The organism is Paenibacillus sp. SORGH_AS_0306, from assembly GCF_030819345.1.
In the GTDB taxonomy this organism is placed as follows: domain Bacteria; phylum Bacillota; class Bacilli; order Paenibacillales; family Paenibacillaceae; genus Saccharibacillus; species Saccharibacillus kyungheensis.
The window spans coordinates 131,709-154,694 of the sequence record NZ_JAUTBP010000001.1; the positions used below are offsets into that span (position 1 = coordinate 131,709).

A 22,986-nucleotide genomic window follows, 5' to 3' on the forward strand; every position below is an offset into this window, starting at 1 on the left:
ATGAACCATATCTCGGAGGCAATTCGTAACATAAACAGAGGCTTGAGTACAAAAAATGCAGAGTTGGTCAAAGATAATGCGAATTGGCTGCTTCTTAATACAGGGGAGGCCGCATGTGCGATACAAGAACACTACAACGATATCTACGACGTAGATAACGGAGGAGCTGGAATTACCCCCTACTTAAAGGAATCGCTGATTCGGGAAATCATGCAAAATATTCTGGATTGCTCTTATGAACAGAATCCGGTAGTGAGTATTGAATTTGACCCATCCAATCGGGAAATTGTATTACGATACAATGAGATAGGTTTTCAGATGTCTGACGTTATTTCTTTTTTGAGCCAGAAACATACATCCAAGGATCGCAACAAAACAGGTTCTTTTGGGATTGGGGCTAAAGGGGCGATGCTTTCCGCTGAGTACGTGCGTATTGAATCTCTCCACAGGGAAGGCGCCGACTGCCTGCAACTGTATATGAGCATTCGCAGTATTGAGATTTCTAACCTTCGCACAATTCAAATTACTGAACTTTTACTTAGTCAAGCCAAGACAGACAGGGATACAGGAACGATTTTTACGCTGGGTTTATCGGCCGAGTTGTATAAAGAAGTCAAGCAAGACTTGTCTACGCTTGTAGACGGCGATAAGGGAAAATACTTAACACCGGTTGACCTTATATTCGCAGCGGTCAAGAAGCCGGAAAAGATGATTAAAATAAAAATTGGGGACACCGAGTATTCCATTTGCAGCAAGATAGCCGGGGCAAAAAGATGGGTAACCTTCAGCAAGAACGAAGAAGGCGTTGTACTGGATTTGTACCAAGGAAAGCGGAGTATGTTTGAGTATTTGTTGCCAGCATCACGAGTTAGTGAGAAGATGCCGGATTATATTGACAAGTGGAGATACAATTTGTTTTCAACTTATGAGCTGACCGGTCAATCATCTAATCCCGATCTGCCTGTATTCTATATCAACATTCCAACAACCGCCCCAGACTATTTTGACAATGAAGATGAAAAATACTATATTACGAGCGATCGCAAAGGAGTACAGGATAACAAGCGCAACAGGGTTGAAATGTTCATAGCCGAAGATGTAGAAGCGATGATTCGCACAATGTCTGAACACGAATTGTATTTTGAGAGTCAGGAAAAAGCCGAGCCTATCTTTTCGTATCGTTTGTCGTTTTTATTCGATTTTATTGATTATAAGCGGAAAACTGCAAATGCAGATGAAAAATGGGACAAGGTCTTCAACGTTCTACTTGATCATACGAGCGTTAAATTGAAGGACAACTATATTAGACTGCGTGATTTTAAAGTGTTTAATATGGTCATGCCCAATCAGAAAGACATACCAAAAGGCTGCTTTATTTTTGTTAATCCAGGTAACGGAGCACATCGGAAATCCGAATACAGCAAGTTTATAGAGTTGAAGCATCGGTTTGATCTCGTTTCTCGCGATGAGGAAAAACTGCTAAAAACTTATATTATGCAGTATGATCAGTATGAAGAGAATAGTAAAATTAAACCTGAAATAAGCAAGAGTACGAAGCTTTTAAATGGACTAACCCCCAGGGATCAAGCAACATTTGCGTTGCTGTCAGCGGAAGTGGACCTGATGTTTACTCAGGCAACGTTGGCCAAATTAATGCAGGCCATTAAGGACAGTCGATCCCTTGTCAGACATTATGATGGGGAACGGACGTTAACAGTCGGCGGTAGGGAGTATTTATTTGCAAATGACTTTGTGTTGGATGATATTACGTTGCTGGCCAAGACCGACTTGGTCGCAAACGTTGGGGACAGAGACCAAGACACTCCTCTAAAATCGGAATATACCTTTCATCAATTTTTGTTAGATTTATTTCAGGATCATCTGCTGCGAGATGTCGACCGTTCGGATAAGCTGACATGTATTAAACGATTTATGAATTATCAATATTACGAATACGGTACGAGGCAGCTTACTTGCACTTATGAAGCAGATCAAACAAACCTGCTGAAGATCAAGTACAATTCCATTAAAATCGCACAATATGATGTATCTGACTGCCAGAATCGATATCAGGAACTAAGGGAGATTACCAAAATCGAAAACCCTAGTTTGTTCGAGAACAGCAAGCTGTCCAATTACTTCTTTGTGACCGTTAGTCTGACAGACGAGTACCCTGACTTTGATGTGGATACGATTAGCCGTGTGACAGGGGAGTCACCTCTGACCATCAGAGAATTGTTGGACAAGATTGTTTTCATTGAAGGATTGCAGAAAAGGGATTCTGATGGTAAATCTCTGGACTTCGGCAAGGAGATCTATGTTATGGGAGTTAAGGATGATAAGATCCAAAGGATTCGTTTGCTTAGTCATATTAATGACGAAATACGGTCCGAAGATCTGATCTGCCTGTTGCCTGGAAGGTTGCAGTCCGGTAATCCGAAGCGTGTCACAACGGCCGAAATTGCTAAATTGCTGGACAGATTGTTGCAAACGTGCGACATGCTCCATACAGTCTTTAAGAAGGTGGACAGACCTATTGTAAAGTTGTATGATCAGTTTTCGCCTTATTTAAAGCCACGGCATGATCTGTCATCAACTGAGTTTGAGGTTCTAAAGAGTGTCGTCCAGAGGTATGAGTTCCGAAGTGATGCTAGGAAAAGAAAAATATATTTTACCCGGGACTTGAGCAATAAGCTGTTCGGCTATTCAACCAGTTGCTCGATCTGTGACTATGAATCTAATATATTGAATACATTTATGTTGAAAGAGAGTATTCCATACAATGATAATAGTGTCGGAAAAAAATATAAGCTATCTTTGTATATGTGCGCAAATCACTATTATGAAACAGAGTCCTTAAGTATTATTGACGTTCGTTTTGGCGAAAAAGAGGATATTGCCTTCGGAGAGTGGCTTCAATGCTTAGCAGAGCATAAAAAAATACCTGCGGATTATCTCAAATGTACGATTCATGCAGTGAAAAGAGTTGTTGTACAAACGGTTGAGTTGTATGAGGATGATGACAACTACACCACAGCCAAGGATCAATATGCCGTGCTGTTGACTCCCTTGATGGCTGTAAAGTGGTATATAGATAATTGTTAATCTAGAGGGGCGAGGAAGATATAACGATAATAAGGTCTGTAAAATGAAAGGTAAGAACCCTCCGAGACTAGGACGTGTCTGAAAACTCATTAATCCGAGTTTTTAGACACGCTCAAATTAATTATGAAAGTAGTTTTATTGCATCTTCCTTAGTTTTGGCTATTGCAATACCAGAGTTCGAATTGCTTAAATCGTGTTGATGTATTAAAACAATTTTGTATTCCCACTTTGCAAACATATACAAGCCTTCATTTTTTGTTGTTTCATCCAATTTTAATAATTTGCTTGATAGTACCCCTGTCTCTATGATAATTTTTTTACTTTCTGGTTTAAAGTACATTATAGAAACTATCATTTCAAGAATGGTTTGGTCATCTTGTAAAATTTCTTCATCTCCACTAATTAAAATTATTTGCTCTTCTGCGATTTCTTTAATCATTGACATATATTTTTCAATTTTACTTTTTATATAATGAAGATATTTTTCTTCACCGATAATTTCTTGATATTCCTTTGATATTGATAAAGCACTTTCAATAGCTCTTGGAACTAAACAGTCTACATCTTCTTTTTTTAGAATAATAGTGCGCTGGGGAGAATTATCTTTATATAAAGCCAACGCAAGTCTTGGCGATAAGATGAACCTTGCAAATGCATTATTTGGTACAAAATGTTGAGGGGGAAGCAGAAACGTGGAATCAATTTCATTTGGGATATAAAAAATATAAGGAATAGAATCTTTATAAGTCTTTTCGATTCCCTCGTTGGGTTGTCCCAATATGTTTTGTGAATAATACTGAACCTGATCAATTTCTTTGTTGAAAAATCGTTGCTTGTTGTTTAAAAAGCCTTCTGGTATTCTACCACTTCTGAAAAAAATTGCACTAAATTCCTCATATCGTTTTTTTTCTTGTTCTATATATTGCGCTAATAATTTTTCATCAGCTAAAACAGTACGATGGAATTGTATAGTGATCAATTCTATTATGTCTTTTTTGAGTTCTTCAAGACGATTAGTAATCAAAGATTCAATGGTATTAGTTTTAATCGCATTCATTATTTCTTTATGCCATTTTCCAATTAGTGTTTCATATCGTTTCACTATATTATCAAATTCTGGATTATAGTAATTGGGTTTAGTGTGAAAAGATTTGGGATAATGCTTAGTTATCGCTAAATTATTTGAATCGCTTAATTTAAGACAACATATTTTTTTTGTCTTATTATCAGCAAAGCGACGTAAAGTGGCTTTTGGAAGAATAATATGGTCATCTTGTTGAATTATAGATTTCTTTTTATTCATCATCAATTCTCCTAAGTAGGTTTATTATTCATTTGTTTTCTTAACACATTACTCATCAGTGCTCTTAAAAAACTTCCCATAATTGCTATAACACGAAGCCATATGGAGAACACGGTGAATTTATGAATACAAATTTTACCGATTAAATAGACGATGAATTCTTCTTACATGTGTTCTGAAGACATAATTCTACTTCAAAAAAGAGACTAAAGAAAGATTCATTCTAGGGAATTGCGGAATTGAGTGACAGAGGAGTTTCACTTCTAATGTTCCGGTTCTGTCGAACCAATATTTGTGTAATATGTTTCTTCATGAATTCGCCGTGACATGGAGAAGCCTCTGCATGGTTGCCCATTATCATTCTTTTGTTTCGTGGACAAACATCGTGCCTACCATTTACTGAGCCTCAGAAGGAATTTTATATGAGCGACCTTCTTTTATTGAACTTATAATTTTTCCTTTTGCGCACATAGAATACTAACCCTTCGATCAAAAATACCCCAATTATTAGCATCTTGTTGGACACTAATATATTTCAAAAGAGAGCACTCTCCTCCCTTTACTAGACTGTTCTTACTTTATCAGTATACACAATTAACGGAATCTCTATAGGGTGTTTTTATCGAATTGAGCTAATGCTTTTTTCGGTATTCTAAATTAACTATAATGTCATGTAAACTTTTAAATTTAAAAAGTTGTTCCGATTTTGATTGATAAATGAAACGATAAGTAGAGGGATAAAACCTCCTTGTTCATTGAAAACAAAATACTCATCTTATCCGGTACATTCTTCGCATGCTCCAAAAGGAGAAAGCCAGTCTGCAGGTGCGCCATAAACATCTTGTATTATTAGGATGCGAGCGATTTTTGCCATGCAGTAAATAAATGATGGTTCCATTTAAGGCGACGATTCATGCGAAGGTATAATGATACTTCTGTCCAGCCACAGCTTATCGCAATGGGGGCAGCTCGCAGAGAACCTGGGAGAGGTTAGCTACCTATGAGAATGACTCACCATCGTTCGCCGGATAAGTAAATTGTCAAACCAAAACAGAGCAGAAGGGGCATTTGCATGCCCCTTTCATTCAAGCTCGCGCCTACCTATTTGTTTTCTTAAACGAATCCCTTTAATGATGAATGTTGTCGATTTTTTATTGGGAGGTATCGTATGAAGCATAATTTAATCCGATATAGCATGCAAATTGCTATGCTTAAGCAGCTATTGTCCATATCTCTGATAACCGAACAGGAATTTCATGCGTTCAAAAACAAGATCATGAAAGACTATGGTGTGATTTCCGACCTGACAACCTGATTCGCACAATTGTTGATTGCACCCAGTCTTATTATACTGATTCCGAGATAATAAGAGCTGAAGGAGGATTAACAATGGCATATGAAGTTGAAGTGATTAAGGCCAGCCGCAAAATAACTGACCGAAAAACTGGAGGGCTTTCCGATATTTTAAGAGTAGCCCCATATGCAAGAGTAAGCACGGATACAGAAGAACAGCTTAGCAGCTATAAATCGCAGGTTGCCTATTACACTGAGCTGGTAAACAAACGTTCGGATTGGCAGTTTGTTGATATTTACGCAGATGAGGCAGTAACCGGAACACAGGTCAACAAGCGTGAGAACTTCCAACGCATGATTGATGACTGCATGAATGGGGAAATTGATATGGTTATTACCAAGTCCATTTCCCGATTCGCCCGAAATACATTGGATACACTCAAGTATGTACGGATGCTGAAGGAGCAGAATGTAGCTGTACTCTTTGAAGACGAGAACATTAATACCATGACAATGGATGGCGAGTTGTTACTGGTCATTTTAAGCTCAGTAGCGCAGCAAGAGGTTGAAAATATTTCTTCCAATGTAAAAAAAGGGCTTAAAGATGAAAATGAAGCGCGGCGAGCTAGTTGGCTTTCAAAGTTGCTTGGGCTATGATTATGATGTACAGACAAAGAAAATATCTATAAATGAAAAGGAAGCCGAACTGGTTCGTTATATATTCGAGCGTTACATAGCGGGTTACGGAGCTTATATGATTGCTAAGGAATTAACCGCCGCGGGCTATAAAACGAGTTCGGGTCGAAGCAATTGGCAAGATACAGCGATTCTTGGTATCGTTAAAAACGAAAAGTACAAGGGCGATTTGCTTCAAGGAAAGACCTTTACCGTTGATCCGATCTCAAAGAGAAGACTGGAGAATCATGGCGAAGAAGACCAGTTTTATATTAGGAATCATCATGAGCCAATAGTGAGTGAAGAGGTTTTTGAAAAAGCACAGGCTATTTTGCATCGAAGAGGAGCAAGATTAAGAGGCGTTGAAAAAGGGAAACGCGATAAATACAGCAGGAAGTTTGCTTTTAGCAGCAAGCTGGAGTGTGCGTTTTGTGGTAGTAACTTATCAAGGCGTAATTGGCATAGCGGCACGACGCCCGAAAAGACGATTTGGCAATGTGTGACGGCAACCAAAAAAGGAAAGAAGTATTGTCCTCATAGCAAGGCTTTAATTGAAAATGTCATTGAGAGTGCTTTTCTTGAATCCTACAGAAGATTGTGCAGCAATCATATGGATGTATTAGATGAGCTGATGAAGAACATGGAGACTGTTCTCGGTAATCAGAATCATATGAGAAAATTAAATAAAGTGAATAATGAAATCAAGCTCATGTAGCAAAAGCGTTGCAAGCTTATTAACTTGTGCTTAGATGAAAAAATAGATCGCGCTACCTATGAGAGCAAGTATGCGGAGTTGGAGAGCCAACTTAATGAGTTGTTAAATGAGCAGGTGCAGCTAGAGCAAAGCTCGCGGCAGGAATTGGATGTGGAGAAGAGACTAGAGCATCTTAGAAAGGTGCTGCAAAAGAATGAGGTGCTTTCTTCCTTTGACCGCAATGTATTTGAGAGTATTGTGGAGAAGGTTACTGTAGGGGATTCAACTGATCCTGCACAGTCTGACCCGCATAGATTAATGTTTATTTATAAGACAGGCTTCACGAATTTGGTGGAGAGTAAGATAATCAAGCAAAAAAAGTCCTTCGGAAATAAAAGGGGGGAAGCGCATTCCTATACTTTATACGACACATGTGGAGAGTGTGGCGGTGTTGGTTAGAAAAGATTGATAGTTGAGGTATATTGGTGGATGCAGAAAAGAGGGGCACTGAACCCCTCTTTTATTATTTTTGTTAACGCACAATTTTAAATCTTAAACAAAAAGACGACCACTATGTAGGTTTGAGGCGGTTGTCTGATTTTTTAGCAAACTTTTCTCTTTAGCCTAAACATTTATCCAGAGAATGGGCTTTCTAACAGAATTATTTCTTTTGTTATGGGATTTAACTCTACTTGGCACCCGAGTGGTAAAATTAATTTAGGGTCTGTATGTCCGAAGTCAAAATCAACGATTATAGGAATATCACCTATACCGAACTCACCTTGTATGATTTCCACAATTATTTCATTAAGTTTTAGTTTCTCTTCTTCGCTGTAATCTTTCGCTCTTCCAAAAATGACTCCTTTAATTTTTGAAAAGATTCCTTGCATACCATAATTCCGTAACATGTATCCAACTTGCATAGGGGAAGGCTTGTCTTCTGAAGTTTCGAAAAATAAGATTTTATCTTCCCAGAACGATTCCTTAGTCCAATAGATAGTTGATTTTATAAATTCTAATACTTCGATACATCCACCCCACAAATACCCTTTCTCGGTGGAGCTTCCCTGTAAAAATGTCCATCCATTCTCGTTATGATGAAATTCTTCACACTCACCTAACGTCTCTAAGTTGCTCCAATCTTTGTATCCATTAGTCCATTTCTCAAATGGAGAGTATGTATAAGGGAAACTATCTTGAAATAAAATTGCTTTTAAATGTTCAGTATATTTGGATGGAAGGCTTTTGATTTGGGCTAAACCTGCCATAACAGAAGGTCCATAAAAAGTGACCATACCCAATTGGTTTAAATAAGTTAAGAAAGTAGTCGCGTCTGAAAAACCCATGATAAATTTGGGGTTTGCTAATATTGTCTTTGTATCTAAAAATGGCAGTATTCTAACCGATTCATAGCCACCAATTGAAGTGATGATGCCATCTATACTGTCATCCTCAAAGCATTTATTTATATCATCTACACGAATTTGGGGATTGTTGTATAAATCATCTGGGGACATTCTTGCGGTTGGCATCTCAATAATTTCTAATCCCAAGTGGTCTTGAAGATTTCTTATACCAAGCTCATAAATGTCTGGGAACAAATAAGGTAGACCAGCTGAATGTGAAATTATCGCTATTTTCGAACCAGATCTAAGTCTTTTGGGTTTTATCATTGTTCTTCCTCCCAATATATTATTTCTCAGTGTTATCATACAATCCTACTTTAAGAAGAACAATCTTATTGCAAATTTGTAGTCGTGGATAATATCAAAATGTTATCTTTTTTAAATTTCCTGAAGCTTCATTTTTCATTCCATTTTATGGTAACCTATATGTGCAGGTTATTTCCAATTATGGAAGGAGTGATGATTTTTGAAAAGAGTTAATCATCCAAATTACATAGGTCAGAGAGGGCTAGCCTCTTAGTGAAGTGTAGTCCTCTCTTATCTAACGGGAGGAAAACAACGAAATGATGAAGTTAAGTAATATGGTTAGAGGTCTGTCTGAGGATACTATTGCCCAAAGTCTTATACAACATTGGGAGCATGACGAAGGAAGCTTAATGTTCTGGCGTGCCAGTTCTAACTTTGTATATGCGTTTGAGAATAAGCAAGAAAAGTACTTTTTACGATTCAGCTATCAGCAAGAGAGTTCAATTGAACAGATTAAAGGTGAGCTTGCCTTTATGGAATATTTGAGATCGAATGACTATCCTTGTGTGGCTCCTGTTCTTTCTGTTAATGGAAAGTATATAGAAACGGTACAGCATCCAGAAGGAGCATATTTTGCGGTTGTATTTCATGCAGCTACAGGTGTTGGATTAGACGAGAGTATTACCGAAGTTTAATGTGAAGATTGGGGGAAATCACTTGCTTCCCTGCATCAGTTATCTGAATTATACGATCCAAGTTCTAACAGACAATGGGACGGGCAGGATATACTACAGAAAATAAATATAATATTATAATCTTATCCGAATGAGAAAGAAGCTATACAGGAATTGAATACGCTTACGGCATATCTTCAATTTTTGCCTATTTCAAGTAGTAATTATGGTCTGATTCATTATGATTTTCAGTTGGACAATTTGTTTTATGAGGAGAAGCACCGTTCGTTTCATGTTATTGATTTTGATGATGCAGTATACAGTTGGTATGCGCATGATATTGTGACAGCCTTGGATGATTTTTTGGATGATGATATGAATGTAGAGCATTCGCCAGTGAAGTCATTCTTGCAAGGTTATCGTTCGATCCGTCCATTAAGTGAAGAGGATGTAAGAACATTTCCATATTTCCAAAGGTTCATGAAGTTGTATCAATTTTCAAAATTGTTATGGACGCTAGAAGGATCGGATATAGTAGATGCACCGCAGTGGCTTGATGATCTGAAGATCAAGCTCGTTCGTGCAAGGGATCGCTTGAGAGATAGATTTCAAGAATAGATGTAGTAAAGTAAAACAAGATCCACCTGATATTATATTGGGTGGATCTTGTTTTAATATGATATTTTCAAAGAAAATAAAGTTATTTCATATAAATCGTTTACGAGTTCAGTATAAAAGATAATTAGCTCTTCTTTTACAATTAGCGTTAGATTCTTGTATGAATTCTTCTATAAACATAATTCAATATATTTATGAGATTTACTTAAATGTCATTAGAAATCTATTCGAAAATAGTAAAGAGAGGAATATCCTCTCTTTTTTTGGCGTAATCTAGTATAATAGCTTCTAGGTTAAAGAACTCATTTCATGAGAATGATGTTATAAGTACCTATGTATATTTAACTATCACATGAAATTTTGAGGTAGAATTCCTAATCAATATAGGATAAAGCTGATTCTTCATATAGAACGAAAGGATTTTTAACATGACAGACAATTTTTGGCGTGATTTACCGAAGCCGTTTTTTATACTGGCTCCGATGGAGGATGTGACGGATGTGGTGTTTCGTCATGTCGTGAGTGAGGCGGCTAGACCGGATGTGTTTTTTACGGAGTTTGCGAATACGGAGAGTTATTGTCATCCCGAAGGGCATCATAGTGTGCGTGGGCGGTTGATGTTTACTGAGGATGAACAGCCGATCGTGGCTCATATTTGGGGAGATAAGCCTGAATTTTTTCGGCAGATGAGTATCGGTATGGCAGAGCAAGGCTTCAAAGGGATCGATATCAATATGGGTTGTCCTGTACCGAATGTAGCCGAGAATGGCAAAGGAAGCGGGGCTGATCTGTCGTCCTGAACTGGCAGGAGAGATTATTCAAGCAGCCAAAGCAGGCGGTCTACCTGTCAGTGTCAAAACACGTCTTGGATTTGCAGAAGTGGACGAGTGGCGGGATTGGCTGACTCATATTTTCAAGCAAGATATTGTGAATCTGTCGATTCATTTACGTACCAGAGATGAAATGAGCAAAGTGCCTGCACACTGGGAGCTGATTCCAGAGATCAAAAAGCTTCGTGATGAAATCGCACCGCAGACGCTACTTACGATCAACGGAGATATCGCTGATCGGGAAGCTGGTTTGAAATTAGTGGAGCAGTACGGTGTAGATGGTGTGATGATCGGGCGCGGAATTTTCAGTAACCCGTTTGCGTTTGAACAAGAGTCCAGAGAACATAACAGTACAGAATTGCTGGATCTACTCAGAATACACATGGATCTGCATGACAAATATTCTGAAATTGAACCTCGTTCGTTCAAGCCACTTCCTCGCTTTTTCAAGATTTACGTTCGTGGATTTCGTGGAGCCAGTGAGTTAAGAAATGAATTGATGAGCGCTAAAAATACCAGTGAAGTTCGAGCATTACTTGATGAGTTTGCGGCGAAGCAATTAGAGACGGTACAAGAATAGTAGAAGTGTATTAGTTAGGCACAAACAGAGTAATTACAAGATTAATGTAAAAATGTCCTCTTATTCAAGAGAGGACATTTTTATTTTATAAGGTTATTAGAAAGTGATACTGATTAATAAGATTATATTATTCACAATATTATTGGAACATCTAAGCAATTAATAAGTGTATGCAAAATTCCAAAGTTTAGCTGGATGAATAGCATTTAATTTATATGGATTTGCTGATACATAACCAATAGTAGTTTTATTGAACATTATTCGTGGTGGAGTTAAAGTATTTATATTCCAAGCGCTATATAGTGAATAGTCGCTACCGTAAAGTCCATATTGATTCCAAATACTTTTGGTACTTAGAGAACTACCGTAACCTCCAGACGAATTGAAAACTGAAGAACGATTATTAACATTAGTAGATAAATTGCCAAGATATACTTTACCATCGTATGAAGTTAAATAAAGATTACCTGACCTGTTGCCATAAGCGCTAACCATTTGTGGTAAGGATAAATTTGTAACTAAAATTACGAATAATAATATAAATATAATTTTTTTTGCCATAGTGATTCTCCCTATTAAAGTTATCCATATTTATTATAATAATATTGTATATATATTCAAATAGAAATATAAAATGGAAGTGTATTTATATAATAATAGATTTATAAATTTTTTGAGAATGTTGATTTTCTAAATATAAGAGATATGAATTGAATCTAAATGATATAATATAATGACTGTCATCTTGAACAATAGGTAATTTACAAACAAAGCCTGACAGCCATTCAACTGGTCGTTAGGCTTTCACAATATAGGAGGAACTATGTCCTGGAGTAAATTGAAGCAAAATTTAGAAGGTTTTCTCGCTCCTGCACTACAAGGAAAAGTAGAATACCGTGCAACCAGTTACAGTTATCTGACCGGCAAATCGGGTAACTGTTATATCACCGTAGATAAGAAGAACATCTTCAATATGAACGACAAAACCAGTCCAATCACTTGGTACCAAAGTGAAATAGAAATTAAAAACGATCCCAATCTGCGTATTCCTGTTAGCATAGAGGAGATCGAAGCCCTTCGTAAAGAAACCAATGGAGCTGTTCCCGAAGATCGTCTTCACGTCATGGCACGTAATCGCAAAATGAACGGGCTTGCCAAAGAACTGTTATCCGCGCAGACTGCACTTAGTAAATCGAACTTTACAGCAACCGCGACCAAATTCTTAGCCACGCCGATTGATGAGAGTCTAGAAAGTCAGGATATCTTATTGAATATTTTGGCTTTGATGGATCGAAGAGTAGGAAAGAAGCGGATTGTGAGTATGTCAGACAGTGTTAAATTAAAGCATCCTATTGTGCAGTATTTCCACGAGTTGCGCCTTTAGACATGACTATGTTTTTTGAATTTTGCCTGAAAATAAACGGCATTAAAAAAGCCACTTTACGCATTTATCGTAGAGTGGCTCTTTTTTTATACACATCCGAATTGTTCACTTTAAAAGAAATAGATAAAACAACATCATACAAAAGCAAGAAAGTAGAGAGGAATAAGACACCTTAATCAAGTGCTACAAAATATCTAACTTCTTCTCCTTCTGTATAAAATCCTACCGATTCATACAAATGTAACGCCGATTGATTAGTCGTTAAAACCGTAAGCTCAGCAAAAGGCAGTTGATGATTTTGATGATAAGTTAAAGCTTTTGTCAGTAAGAACTTTGCAATTCCTCGCTTACGCCAGGATTCACGTACAAATACATCTTCGATCACACCATGATCTTCTTCTTGCCATGCCATCAATCCGCCTACTATGGTTGAAGATTGTTTGACAATCATAGATGTCCATAAAGCGTTACTTTTATGTTCAGACAATGCTGTTAATCCTAATGGAGCTTCAGGCCAAATTTCAGTATCTATTTCAAGATACTCTTTTTCTTCACTAGGTGTATTCATGTTCCAATAGGAAAATTCAAAGTCTTCGGCTAACTTCAATTTCAGTATAGGTTGAGTCAAATCTCTTGTCATATGATACAAGCTATTTAAAGGATGATATCCTTTTTGAATAAAAAACTGATTGTTCGCTGTTTCTTTGGAATCATTGCCTACGCAAAGGATAGTTTTATATTCTTGAAGTAAGGTTGCTTTTAATTCCATCGCTCTTTTGAAAAGATAGTTATATACCTCATCTAACAAGATATAATCATGTTGTCTTTCTGATATAGTTTTAAGATTTATGTAGATAGAATGCTTATTTTTTTCTGTACAACCTGTAGATACAATGCTAATAATACTCACTTGCCCTTTGGCGACTATTTTTCCATGTTCAAAAGCACAATAGACGTTACTCCAGTTATCTTCCTCTCCCACCCACCAAAATATTGCATCTTCTATTGTTTTGACTGATTGGTGTAACTCTTCGAGCAACGGTATGTCTTGCTTCTGAAAATGACGTATTATTCGTTCGGATGATTGGCTCAAATCAGTACTCCTTTCAATCATAAAGAGCTTTGAATGTTATAAAGATAATGACGTAAATTACTATTAATGTCTATACTTTTAGTGAGTCTTAAATCATTTTTAGCCCTCTTTCGCCTATAATGATTTAACTTAACATTAAAAGTATAAAATGTAAAAAAGTATATTGTCACTATAGATGTATGTGGTATTACTTGATGTTTATTCACCTACTCATTTATTTGAAAATGACCGCTAAGAAATAAATACTTTCCAATAATCCCAAGCCTTTAAATAGTCTTTGAGATCATGAGGATGAACGTTAACACAGACTCCTATTCTGCAATAAAGTTGAAGAATGATTTCTTCGATAAGTCTGGATTTTTCGATAGATGGATCATGTAGTAAATCGAAAGCAGTACATATTGGTGATCATAAAAAACCTTTTATAAAGAAAAGCAAAGTGTTTCATATTATACTTGCGAATCATAATCTAATGTTAACAACCCCTTATTAATAGAAGATAAGATATAGTTTGCTCTATTTCCGTTTTTACCTACTGTAATCCTATATCTATTCCTCAAAACACAGCAAACACCGTGTAATTACCCTACTCCAGACTCAAGACCAACTCGTCAAAGAACTCTAATATAGAGTAGACCATATGTACATACATAAACAGACGAACAAATAGGTCAAATAATCAGTCGGGGGAATTATGATTTTGCGAAAATTATCTTTTATTATTACCAGTATTCTGCTAGTTACAGCATTGTCTGCTTGTTCGGGCATAGCCTCTAGTATCAATCAAGCAGGTGCAGGTATGAACAAAGGCGAGAGCCAAAAAATTGAAAAATACAATTCTTATGTCATGCTTAACAACTTGATGACAGGCAGAATCAATGAGGTGTTGCTTCATTACTTTGAGAAGTTTGGTACCGAGAAGAAGCCTGTTATTGAGAAGAACTTGAGCTTTATCATGCTGGATGTCCCGGCATCACAGCGAGAGGTGATTGATCAAGCACAAGGTTATACGACAAGACAACCTGCTTTTGCAAGTGCAGACGCTACAGTGACTCAACTAACACCAGTGATCAAAGAGCTGTTAGCTATTCTTGATGAGATGAAAGTCTACTATGATAGCAAAGGTTATGTCGATGATAATTTTGCTAAAGGAAAACAGCTACACACCAAGCTCATCACGACTCATTCTGCTTATGAGCAAGCGGCTAAAGCATACTTTAAAGCTTTGCAACAAATGGATGCTGAGCAACGTCTAGCTGATCTTAAAAATTTTAAAGATTCAGGACAGCAGATTCGGTATAATGCTTTGAAATTCATGATTGATGCTGAAGCGACGGCTATCGAAATGAGTGAGCAAGGGATCAATGCCAGTAATGTGCTTGAACTTGATATGAAGAAATTCAAAGCCAAATACGATCTTATGACTGCTGACTTGAATACACTTGTGACTCTTTCCAAAGACCAGCAACAGATTCAAAAAGAAGGCATGAACAGTTTCAGTATTGAGAATTACGTTCATTCTGCTACAGAAGCCAAAGCAGCAGCTTCGAAAATTATTGAACGTATCAATAAAAAAGAACCGGTATCTGATTCCGACCTAAGCGGTCAGTTTTTGGATACAACCGATGGAACGCCAGAGAACTTCAATTACCTGCTGAGCAAGGCAATTGAGCGATATAATGAAATCAACTAAAACGGTCTAGCGACTTGAAGTAGCACAAATGATAATGAACGATGATAAGTCTCAGTCCAAACGTCAGAAAATCGTTAGTTCAGGTTATCGTACATTAATGGTTAATCATCTATGATTGCTACAGCTAACGTAGAACATTGACTTATACAGATTGAAATATCAAAATCTCCCTTTAAAAGTACACTATAACGGTATAGTTTTTGAAGGGAGATTACATAGAAGAATGGTTAATAACAATTAAATATGAAAAAGATATTCAGTAGAAGTATATATTCGAAAGGTAGGTGCAATATGAATACATTTCAATGCCCTTGTTGTGGTTATCTTACACTAGACGAACAAGGAAGACACGATATTTGCTGGCTATGTAATTGGCAAGATGATGGTCAAAACGATTTGGATGCAGATCGAGTAAAAGGCGGCCCTAATGCAGATTATTCATTAACAGAAGCAAGACATAATTTTAAACACAATTATACAATGTATAGAGAAACAAACTCTGACTCTATCCAAAATCAGAAAAAGCTTCGTATTAAAAAAGATGCAATTCATGAATTCGAGAAATTGCAAACTTCAAATAATAAATTGGCTTCGCAAATATGGGAAAATATCAATAGGCTTGAACAAGAATTAAATTTTATTTCTTACAAACATGGCATGTACGATAATCATATTTTAGAAAATCATAAAGAATTGCTTACATTAATTTATTCTGATGATCCTGATGCTATTGTTAGGGGATTAGTTTCTTTAGCGTTATATGTAGACGATCCAGAGTTTATCCAAGATACGATAATTCAATACAGTCAGCATCCTCATGATAATGTAAAAGGAATCGCGATCTTATGTTTTGGTCATCTGGCACGACGATTTGGAATGATAGATAAAGAGTTAGTACTGCCTATTGTACAGGCTGGATTGCAAGATGAGAGTGAAATTGTAAGAGATCATGCTGATTCCGCATTAGATGATATTAAAATGTTTGCTCTTTAACACAAATTAGATAGACAAGGAGAGTTTATGCCTAATTTGGATTACAACAAAAAGAAAATTCGTGGATGGAAACGCAGAATTAAAGAGATTGAAAATTGGAAACAACGCTATATTCATTTGGATATAGCACAATTGGAACGGCATCATAGAGATTATGTAAAGCTATGGATACATCCTTTTTATCAATTAACCAAACGCAATCCACCAGTCTGGTATGCTAGATTAATCTTTGGAGCGATGATCGAAGTATACGAATCTTGGCATAAGCAGCTGAAGTTACTAAATGAGCCTTTTTATTTGAAAATATGGTTATATGATCCTAATTTTATCTCTTCACAAATCGTTGTCGCTTTTCGAGAACAGCTTCACTTTTATGATCATACCTTTGACCTCAGCCCTATTCAAAAAGATTTTCCTGTATATCCATATGGAAAAGCATTATATATCCAAAAATTTGAGTGGCAACTTGCGATAGAAGCAGACTATTATTCATTATCTGAACTACAAGCAGATATGAGATTAGGATGGATAACAGAGAAAGAGAATAGGTGTATTCAAAATAAAGTATATAAGCAAGAGAATATATCCTTCAATAATAGAGAACATGTATTGTATAGCGTTAAAGTAGGAGATATTTGGATCGTAGAAAAAATGAAATTTTTGAATATATAAGACAATATTAGCTTAAATTATCTTATTCTTACTGCAAATTGTTATATGAGTTATAACATTAGCTACCACTCTATAATCTATATATTAGTTATAAAAAAAGATTTCATCTATTAATTATTAAAGATTTATTATAATATCTAATTTGAATCAAAGGAGGAATTAAATGGATATTAATGATTATTTTAAAAAAATTAATAGGTATTCTTTAAACGATATTGATAAAAATCATGAAATTAGACAAACAAAAACTTCAAAGAAGAGAAAGATTATAATTGATAGTAAAGTTCAAAATAATCATAGTCTGCTTGATCCTAAAAAAAAGAAGGAATTAACTACTTCCATATCTCAATTAGCATCAGTAAATAATATTAAGCATTTAAGTAAATGGGGAGATATTAATCTTACTCAATTAGCCGATAAAGATGATTATGATAATTGGGAATTAGAAGATATGCTAAGAAATTTGAATGCAGAAATTGAGCAACGAAAATCTTCAGAATTAAATAAGAAAAAATTAGAAGAATATAAAGAACTAGAAGAACATAATAAAGAAATTTATATTGATTCACTTGAAATTATTAAAAAATATAAAAATGGCGATCCTTACGTAAAAAAAAATCAAGTAACTAAGTCATATACAATCGAAAATTTACAATGGCATCCACTCTTATCCCAAAAAATAAAAATAAAAATAAAAAATTGGGCAGATGAGAATATTGATACTTTCTATAATAGAGCAAAAAAACTATTAATTTTAGAACCAAGAAATAATGAGTTGCTAATTTTAATATCAAAACTATCTGAGCTTATTTATGAAAGAGATATTATTAATACACAAGCTCAAGAAATAGAACAAATTATATCATTAGAAGAAGATGAGAATTCTTTAGCTGATTTAATCCTTTATCGAGTAGAATCTATTATTAAACCTCATATTGACGTTATAGAAAAAAATATTATTAGCGGAGGAAGATTAATATTCGCAGATATGTGGAATATTCCATTTAAAGAGTCACTGAAAAATGAAGTTAGAGCGCGCGATGGACATAAATGTTTAGTTTGCGAATCTGAAGTTGATCTTCATATTCATCATAAAATACCTCGAAATTTAGGAGGAGTTCATCACTTAGATAACTTAGTAACTTTATGTGCTTCTTGTCATGGAGTCATTGAACAAGTAGATTTACAGAAGTCATTTAATAAAGGGTTATCTAATTATAAAAAAAATCTGATTAAAGGTTCTTTCGATTTTGAAATACCTATTAGTAAAATTAATATTAATTTAAAAATTGAAGAGAAACTTGATAATTTATTAAATAAATTAGATAAAAGAAATCAAGATTTAATTACAGAAGTTGTTGAATTAATGGCTTATTTTGAAAAACTCAAGGAATTTTAATAGTTGCAACTATTCATTAATTATTGAATACAATAAAAGAACCACTTCGCATACTTTCTGCAAAGTGGTTCTTTTTCATTCCTTAACTCTTAGGAGCATTGCTCAAATCTACCGTCTCATTCAATCCTGGTTCGGATTTCGGATCAGAGGTTTTGCCGACTGCTTTTTTGAGCAAATGAGTGACCATTTTGATCGCACTGCCACTTTCCCAGTATTCTGCGGTTTCGGTATGGATTTTGATCAATGTTAGATTCGGATCGTCTGGAGAGGTATCCAGAATTTTTTCGATGATTTTATTAAGCATTTCTTTTTTACGAGCAGGATCATCGACGAATTCAGCAGTACCACTAATCGATACATAGGATTTGCCTGCATACGATACATTAACACGAGGGTCTTGTAAAATATCTTCGTATTTGGATGTATCTTTTTTCGTTAGGAACCATAGATCGCCATCGAATTCGATTTCTTGTGTTTTCATCGGACGGGATACCAGACGTCCTCCCGAAATTGTAGTCAGCATAGCGGTATCAATATCTTTAATCAGTTCTTTGACCGTTTCAATCGCTTCTGGATCTGTAGTTAAATGTTCAGACATATCATTTCCCACCTTTCCTAATCGTTGAAATGTGTATAAACAACGTTGCTAACCATTACACATAAGTCGATGTAGATAAACGGTAGAGTTACAATTAAAATGATACTCAATAAACAATTAGATCAAATAATTTATTATATAAATATAATCAGAGTATAATACTGTAAAATAAATTGATATGTACAAGTTTAATTCCATAAGATTGTAGGAAAATTAAATAGAAATGGAGATATATATGAAAAGATATCGAAAATTAAAATGGATTCTTGGATTTTGTTGTATATTGGTTATCTATGTTGGTATCGAAATCAGTTTAGCTTCTCATAATAAAGTAGGTTTGTATGCCACTACAAAAAGAATAATGGCTCATGCACCACAAGTAACAGCTTATGGAGGCTATCAATTTTCTTACATGGGTACAGTTGATTATGGACCGAATTATATGGAAAAATTCGTATATGGAGATGGAGTATACAAAGACCAATTAATGAAAGCGAGAAAAACACCAGATAGACCACCTTATATTTTTTTGAAGAAGCAAGGCACAGAATATTATAAATACAAATTTCCAGAGTTATATTTTTTACTTTGATTATTTGAATACATGTATATCCCTGCATATGAAGCAGAATAACCATCACATCTGTTTCTTATGTAAGAACCCCACCTCGCGATAAAATAACATGTTCCAATGTGTGATAAGCATCCGATTCCACATCTACAGCACTATTGGCTAACCGTACCTTTTTCAAATTCGGAAGTTCCAACAACAACTGAGCATCAGCAAAAGATGTTTTGAATAAATCCAATATCTCTAAACCAGTTAATGTTGCTAAAAAGTCCCACGATTTCGGTTTGAGCATCGTTACATCTAGATTTTGCAAAGTACTCATATCTGTCAAAGGGCTTAAATCTTTCACTTTGGTCCCCCATATCCATAATTGTTGTAATTGGGGGAATTGAGTACGTATATTTGCGATAGATTGTAACTTCGATTTTTCTAAATATAACGTTCGGAGTGCAGGGCAATTCGTAATTGAATCTAGTTGTTCTACCAATGATCCGCGTAGTCTTACTTCTTCTATCGCTGGATGTTGATCTAGAGCGGTGAGATCACTTACAGGTGCAAAGTTAATATCCAATACTTTAAGTCGCTGAAGCTTCGATACATAAGCAAGGTCTGTTAAGGTTTTGGGAGCAGTGATTTTGATTTCTTCCACATTTGGAAAAATCGCAAACGAATGAAGGGTATGGATCTGACAACGATTACCGTTTAATAGCACTTTTTTTACACCAGTTGCAGGAGGAATAGATGGTAATGTATCTAGACCATCTACAGTGATACTGATCTCTTCTAGAGAAGCAGGAAGAGAAGCTGAACTATTGTAATTGTGCTTAGATAAGCTGACAGATTGCAGAGAAGTGAGCTCAGATAGCAAGTGTGCTGGCAACGTCTGTTGTACATTGTATAATCCTAGCGATTGTAAGTTGGAGAGCTGGGCGATGACTTCGATATTATGCTTGATCTTTGTTTTGCTGACAAAAGCTAATCGTTCTAAATGACTGGCTTGCTCTAAACCGACCAGATCCGGGATTGTTAATGTGCTATTGGTTGTACCGAATTCTAGACTTTTAAGATAAGGAAATTCTTTTAAAGGAGCAAAAGTGGTAATGCCTTTGATATCTAATAATTTAAGTGTCTCCAATTCATAGACCGAACCGGAATGTTGAAACCATTTATAATGGCGGTGATTAGCGATATATAGATTAGCTTGTTCTAGAATATGATGTTTGGATTGCTCATAATCCATACTAAAACCTCCTTAGATTAAAAATACATACAGTATCTATAAGAGAACACTTAAAAATTTGTCTACAGCAGACTTCAATTTTCATCAATAATTCAGGTTGACCCTTTATAATAAGATTCCAGAAGCAACTAAAGAGAGAATAAGTATGCTACCAATAGCACCGATAGACCAAAAAATAGTAGATCGACATTGCGGATATCACTATTTTTGAGTGGGAATAAGAATTGCTTGCGATGGATGACACCGAATGGAACGGGAACAGTTTGCATTCAATTTTTGAAATATCGCTGGCATTTTTAGTATGCCTACTACCATGTTACCGCAAAGGAGTTTTTCAATGTTGAAAGGTATTCAAAAAACGTTTTATTTCTTATTGATTTTCTTTGTCAGCTTGTTTATCGCCTCTTCGTTTTTTATTCGAGCACAGTATAATTATGTGGTGTATGGAGATACACCGATGTTGCAACAACAGCATCTAGGTACATTTCTATTATTGATTATTGGGTTGCTGATATTCAGTGTGATCATGTACCGTTTATGCTTAAAGTTGAATAAGTATCGTCCTCAGATCGTGATTCCACTTGTTCTGCTAGGTTCGTGTGCGATTCAGGTGGTCATTATTTTTCTGTTTACCCGTTTGCCTACAGATGATTCACAGACCGTTGTTTCACTGGCGATGAATATGCTGTATAAAGGCGATTATTCTACATTTAATCAGACCGGGTATCTGCATATGTTCCCGTTTAATTATTCGACTGTGTTGTATATCGAAGCACTACTAGCGATGTTCCCGGATAATTATGTAACGATTAAGTTAGCCAATATTGTTTTTGCTCTGATCACAACGCTGATGATTTATCTAATCTACAAACAGCTTACTCCCAATTCCAGAAGTCATGATTATGGAGTACTGGTATTTGCCGCAACATATCTTCCTGCTTTGTTTATGAGCAATTTTATCTACAACGATGTGATTGCGACGACATTGCTTACGTCGGCACTGTATTTTGGGATTCGTTTTATGAAAGAAAAGTCGGTTAAATATTTAATCTTTGCCGCTATTTTAGTGACTGTTGGTAACTATTTTAGAAGTATAGGCATTATCTTTTTACTGGCGATGGTGATTTCACTTCTGCTGCATATGAAGCAGATCGGTTGGAAAAAGGTTATGCTGTCGTTATGTTTGTTTGCTGTTTTGTTCAATATTCCAAGCTGGACACAAAATGCGCTATTACAAGCAACAGGTAAAGTGCAGACTTCGACTACGATCAATGCTGCACCAATCTATATGTGGCTGAATATGGGGATTAACCTCAAAACATTTGGATTCTGGGATAACCGCGAAAGTTATAATATTTACCAGCGAGATGCAGATTATAACAAAGCGCTAAGTACAGAGTTGTTCAAAGAATCGATTGCGCAGAAATTATCGACAGCAAGCTTAACAGATCTTGTCACGATGTATTATAAAAAAATTATCTGGACATGGACAGAAGGAACGTACCAAATTGAAAGATATGGTATAGGTAACGACGGTTCTTCAGGTGGTTCACGTACAGGTTTGATTATGGGTGGGTATAGTTATCCTACATTTGCTACCGAGCTATTTGCAGGCAATTCACCTTATCGTAGTGGCATATTATGGCTCTTATATACGATGAATTTCTTAATGTACTGCTTTATTTTAATTCGTCTGATCGGTAGTCTACGAGCGAAGCGATTTGATGAAATGTCGTTGATTCTAGTCATTTTAGGATTTGTAGGCTTTTATATTTTGTGGGAAATTAAGTCTAGATATATCTATCCTGTCTATCCATTGCTGATTATTTTATCGTATATGGGCTTTAAAGATACGTATCAATGGCTGATCCGACAGGACTTTTTACGATTACGTACTTCTGTTCGAGAGGAGTCTTAAT

General features: G+C 35.8%; 19 protein-coding genes and 1 pseudogene. 14 read left to right on the forward strand and 6 right to left on the reverse strand.

What is annotated here, in order from left to right; translation table 11 throughout:
- The gene (locus QE450_RS00560) at positions 1 to 3,105 is read left to right on the forward strand and encodes a hypothetical protein (RefSeq protein WP_307295824.1); all 3,105 of its coding nucleotides are present in this window, start codon (positions 1 to 3) and stop codon (positions 3,103 to 3,105) included.
- A gap of 121 nt (positions 3,106 to 3,226) precedes the next feature.
- Here QE450_RS00560 and QE450_RS00565 read toward each other — a convergent pair whose 3' ends face one another.
- Positions 3,227 to 4,408, reverse strand: coding sequence for a hypothetical protein (locus tag QE450_RS00565; RefSeq protein ID WP_307295827.1), 1,182 nt, complete (start codon positions 4,406 to 4,408; stop codon positions 3,227 to 3,229).
- A 1,389-nt stretch (positions 4,409 to 5,797) separates the two neighbouring features.
- Here QE450_RS00565 and QE450_RS00575 point away from each other — a divergent pair.
- The 3 genes from QE450_RS00575 (at position 5,798) to QE450_RS00585 (ending at position 7,529) form a co-directional block, all read left to right on the forward strand.
- Positions 5,798 to 6,358, forward strand: a complete 561-nt coding sequence (locus QE450_RS00575; RefSeq protein WP_307295832.1) for a recombinase family protein — start codon at positions 5,798 to 5,800, stop codon at positions 6,356 to 6,358.
- Positions 6,306 to 7,091 (forward strand): recombinase family protein, encoded by a 786-nt coding sequence (locus tag QE450_RS00580; protein WP_307295835.1) that lies wholly within the window; start codon positions 6,306 to 6,308, stop codon positions 7,089 to 7,091. Before QE450_RS00575 ends, QE450_RS00580 begins: the two co-directional genes overlap by 53 nt.
- Positions 7,092 to 7,169: 78 nt before the next feature.
- The gene (locus tag QE450_RS00585; protein WP_307295838.1) at positions 7,170 to 7,529 is read left to right on the forward strand and encodes a hypothetical protein; all 360 of its coding nucleotides are present in this window, start codon (positions 7,170 to 7,172) and stop codon (positions 7,527 to 7,529) included.
- A gap of 173 nt (positions 7,530 to 7,702) precedes the next feature.
- On the opposite strand, the gene QE450_RS00590 is transcribed toward QE450_RS00585, so the two are convergent.
- Positions 7,703 to 8,743 carry a S66 family peptidase gene (locus QE450_RS00590; RefSeq protein ID WP_307295840.1) on the reverse strand — a complete coding sequence of 347 codons (1,041 nt, stop codon included), beginning with the start codon at positions 8,741 to 8,743 and terminating at the stop codon, positions 7,703 to 7,705.
- A gap of 296 nt (positions 8,744 to 9,039) precedes the next feature.
- Here QE450_RS00590 and QE450_RS00595 point away from each other — a divergent pair, with 296 nt between their 5' ends.
- The 3 genes and pseudogenes from QE450_RS00595 (at position 9,040) to QE450_RS00605 (ending at position 11,424) form a co-directional block, all read left to right on the forward strand.
- Positions 9,040 to 9,417, forward strand: coding sequence for an aminoglycoside phosphotransferase/kinase family protein (locus QE450_RS00595; protein ID WP_307295842.1), 378 nt, complete (start codon positions 9,040 to 9,042; stop codon positions 9,415 to 9,417).
- A 153-nt stretch (positions 9,418 to 9,570) separates the two neighbouring features.
- Complete coding sequence (locus tag QE450_RS00600; protein WP_307295845.1) at positions 9,571 to 10,014, forward strand: phosphotransferase enzyme family protein; 444 nt, start codon at positions 9,571 to 9,573, stop codon at positions 10,012 to 10,014.
- Between the two features lie 428 nt (positions 10,015 to 10,442).
- Positions 10,443 to 11,424, forward strand: a pseudogene (locus QE450_RS00605) (tRNA dihydrouridine synthase).
- Positions 11,425 to 11,583: 159 nt separating this feature from the next.
- Here QE450_RS00605 and QE450_RS00610 read toward each other — a convergent pair.
- Positions 11,584 to 11,985, reverse strand: coding sequence for a hypothetical protein (locus tag QE450_RS00610; protein ID WP_307295848.1), 402 nt, complete (start codon positions 11,983 to 11,985; stop codon positions 11,584 to 11,586).
- Positions 11,986 to 12,247: 262 nt separating this feature from the next.
- On the opposite strand from QE450_RS00610, the gene QE450_RS00615 reads away from it, so the two are divergent.
- Positions 12,248 to 12,808 (forward strand): SF0329 family protein, encoded by a 561-nt coding sequence (locus QE450_RS00615; RefSeq protein WP_307295851.1) that lies wholly within the window; start codon positions 12,248 to 12,250, stop codon positions 12,806 to 12,808.
- Positions 12,809 to 12,980: 172 nt separating this feature from the next.
- Here QE450_RS00615 and QE450_RS00620 read toward each other — a convergent pair whose 3' ends face one another.
- Complete coding sequence (locus QE450_RS00620) at positions 12,981 to 13,922, reverse strand: GNAT family N-acetyltransferase (protein ID WP_307295853.1); 942 nt, start codon at positions 13,920 to 13,922, stop codon at positions 12,981 to 12,983.
- A 673-nt stretch (positions 13,923 to 14,595) separates the two neighbouring features.
- Here QE450_RS00620 and QE450_RS00625 point away from each other — a divergent pair.
- From QE450_RS00625 to QE450_RS00640, 4 genes are all read left to right on the forward strand, one after another.
- The gene (locus QE450_RS00625; protein ID WP_307295855.1) at positions 14,596 to 15,594 is read left to right on the forward strand and encodes a YiiG family protein; all 999 of its coding nucleotides are present in this window, start codon (positions 14,596 to 14,598) and stop codon (positions 15,592 to 15,594) included.
- Positions 15,595 to 15,885: 291 nt separating this feature from the next.
- Positions 15,886 to 16,587, forward strand: a complete 702-nt coding sequence (locus tag QE450_RS00630; protein WP_307295857.1) for a CPCC family cysteine-rich protein — start codon at positions 15,886 to 15,888, stop codon at positions 16,585 to 16,587.
- 27 nt (positions 16,588 to 16,614) lie between these two features.
- Positions 16,615 to 17,259 (forward strand): hypothetical protein, encoded by a 645-nt coding sequence (locus QE450_RS00635; RefSeq protein WP_307295859.1) that lies wholly within the window; start codon positions 16,615 to 16,617, stop codon positions 17,257 to 17,259.
- 163 nt (positions 17,260 to 17,422) lie between these two features.
- Positions 17,423 to 18,658 (forward strand): HNH endonuclease, encoded by a 1,236-nt coding sequence (locus QE450_RS00640; protein WP_307295864.1) that lies wholly within the window; start codon positions 17,423 to 17,425, stop codon positions 18,656 to 18,658.
- 82 nt (positions 18,659 to 18,740) lie between these two features.
- Here QE450_RS00640 and QE450_RS00645 read toward each other — a convergent pair whose 3' ends face one another.
- Positions 18,741 to 19,256: a pyridoxamine 5'-phosphate oxidase family protein gene (locus tag QE450_RS00645; RefSeq protein WP_307295867.1), complete on the reverse strand. Its 516-nt coding sequence runs from the start codon at positions 19,254 to 19,256 to the stop codon at positions 18,741 to 18,743.
- Positions 19,257 to 19,491: 235 nt separating this feature from the next.
- Between QE450_RS00645 and QE450_RS00650 the strand changes: the two genes are divergently transcribed.
- Positions 19,492 to 19,848: a hypothetical protein gene (locus QE450_RS00650; protein ID WP_307295870.1), complete on the forward strand. Its 357-nt coding sequence runs from the start codon at positions 19,492 to 19,494 to the stop codon at positions 19,846 to 19,848.
- A gap of 58 nt (positions 19,849 to 19,906) precedes the next feature.
- Here QE450_RS00650 and QE450_RS00655 read toward each other — a convergent pair whose 3' ends face one another.
- Positions 19,907 to 21,067 (reverse strand): leucine-rich repeat domain-containing protein, encoded by a 1,161-nt coding sequence (locus tag QE450_RS00655; protein WP_307295874.1) that lies wholly within the window; start codon positions 21,065 to 21,067, stop codon positions 19,907 to 19,909.
- A gap of 337 nt (positions 21,068 to 21,404) precedes the next feature.
- Here QE450_RS00655 and QE450_RS00660 point away from each other — a divergent pair, with 337 nt between their 5' ends.
- Positions 21,405 to 22,985 (forward strand): glycosyltransferase family 39 protein, encoded by a 1,581-nt coding sequence (locus QE450_RS00660; RefSeq protein WP_307295877.1) that lies wholly within the window; start codon positions 21,405 to 21,407, stop codon positions 22,983 to 22,985.
- Position 22,986: the final 1 nt, after the last annotated feature.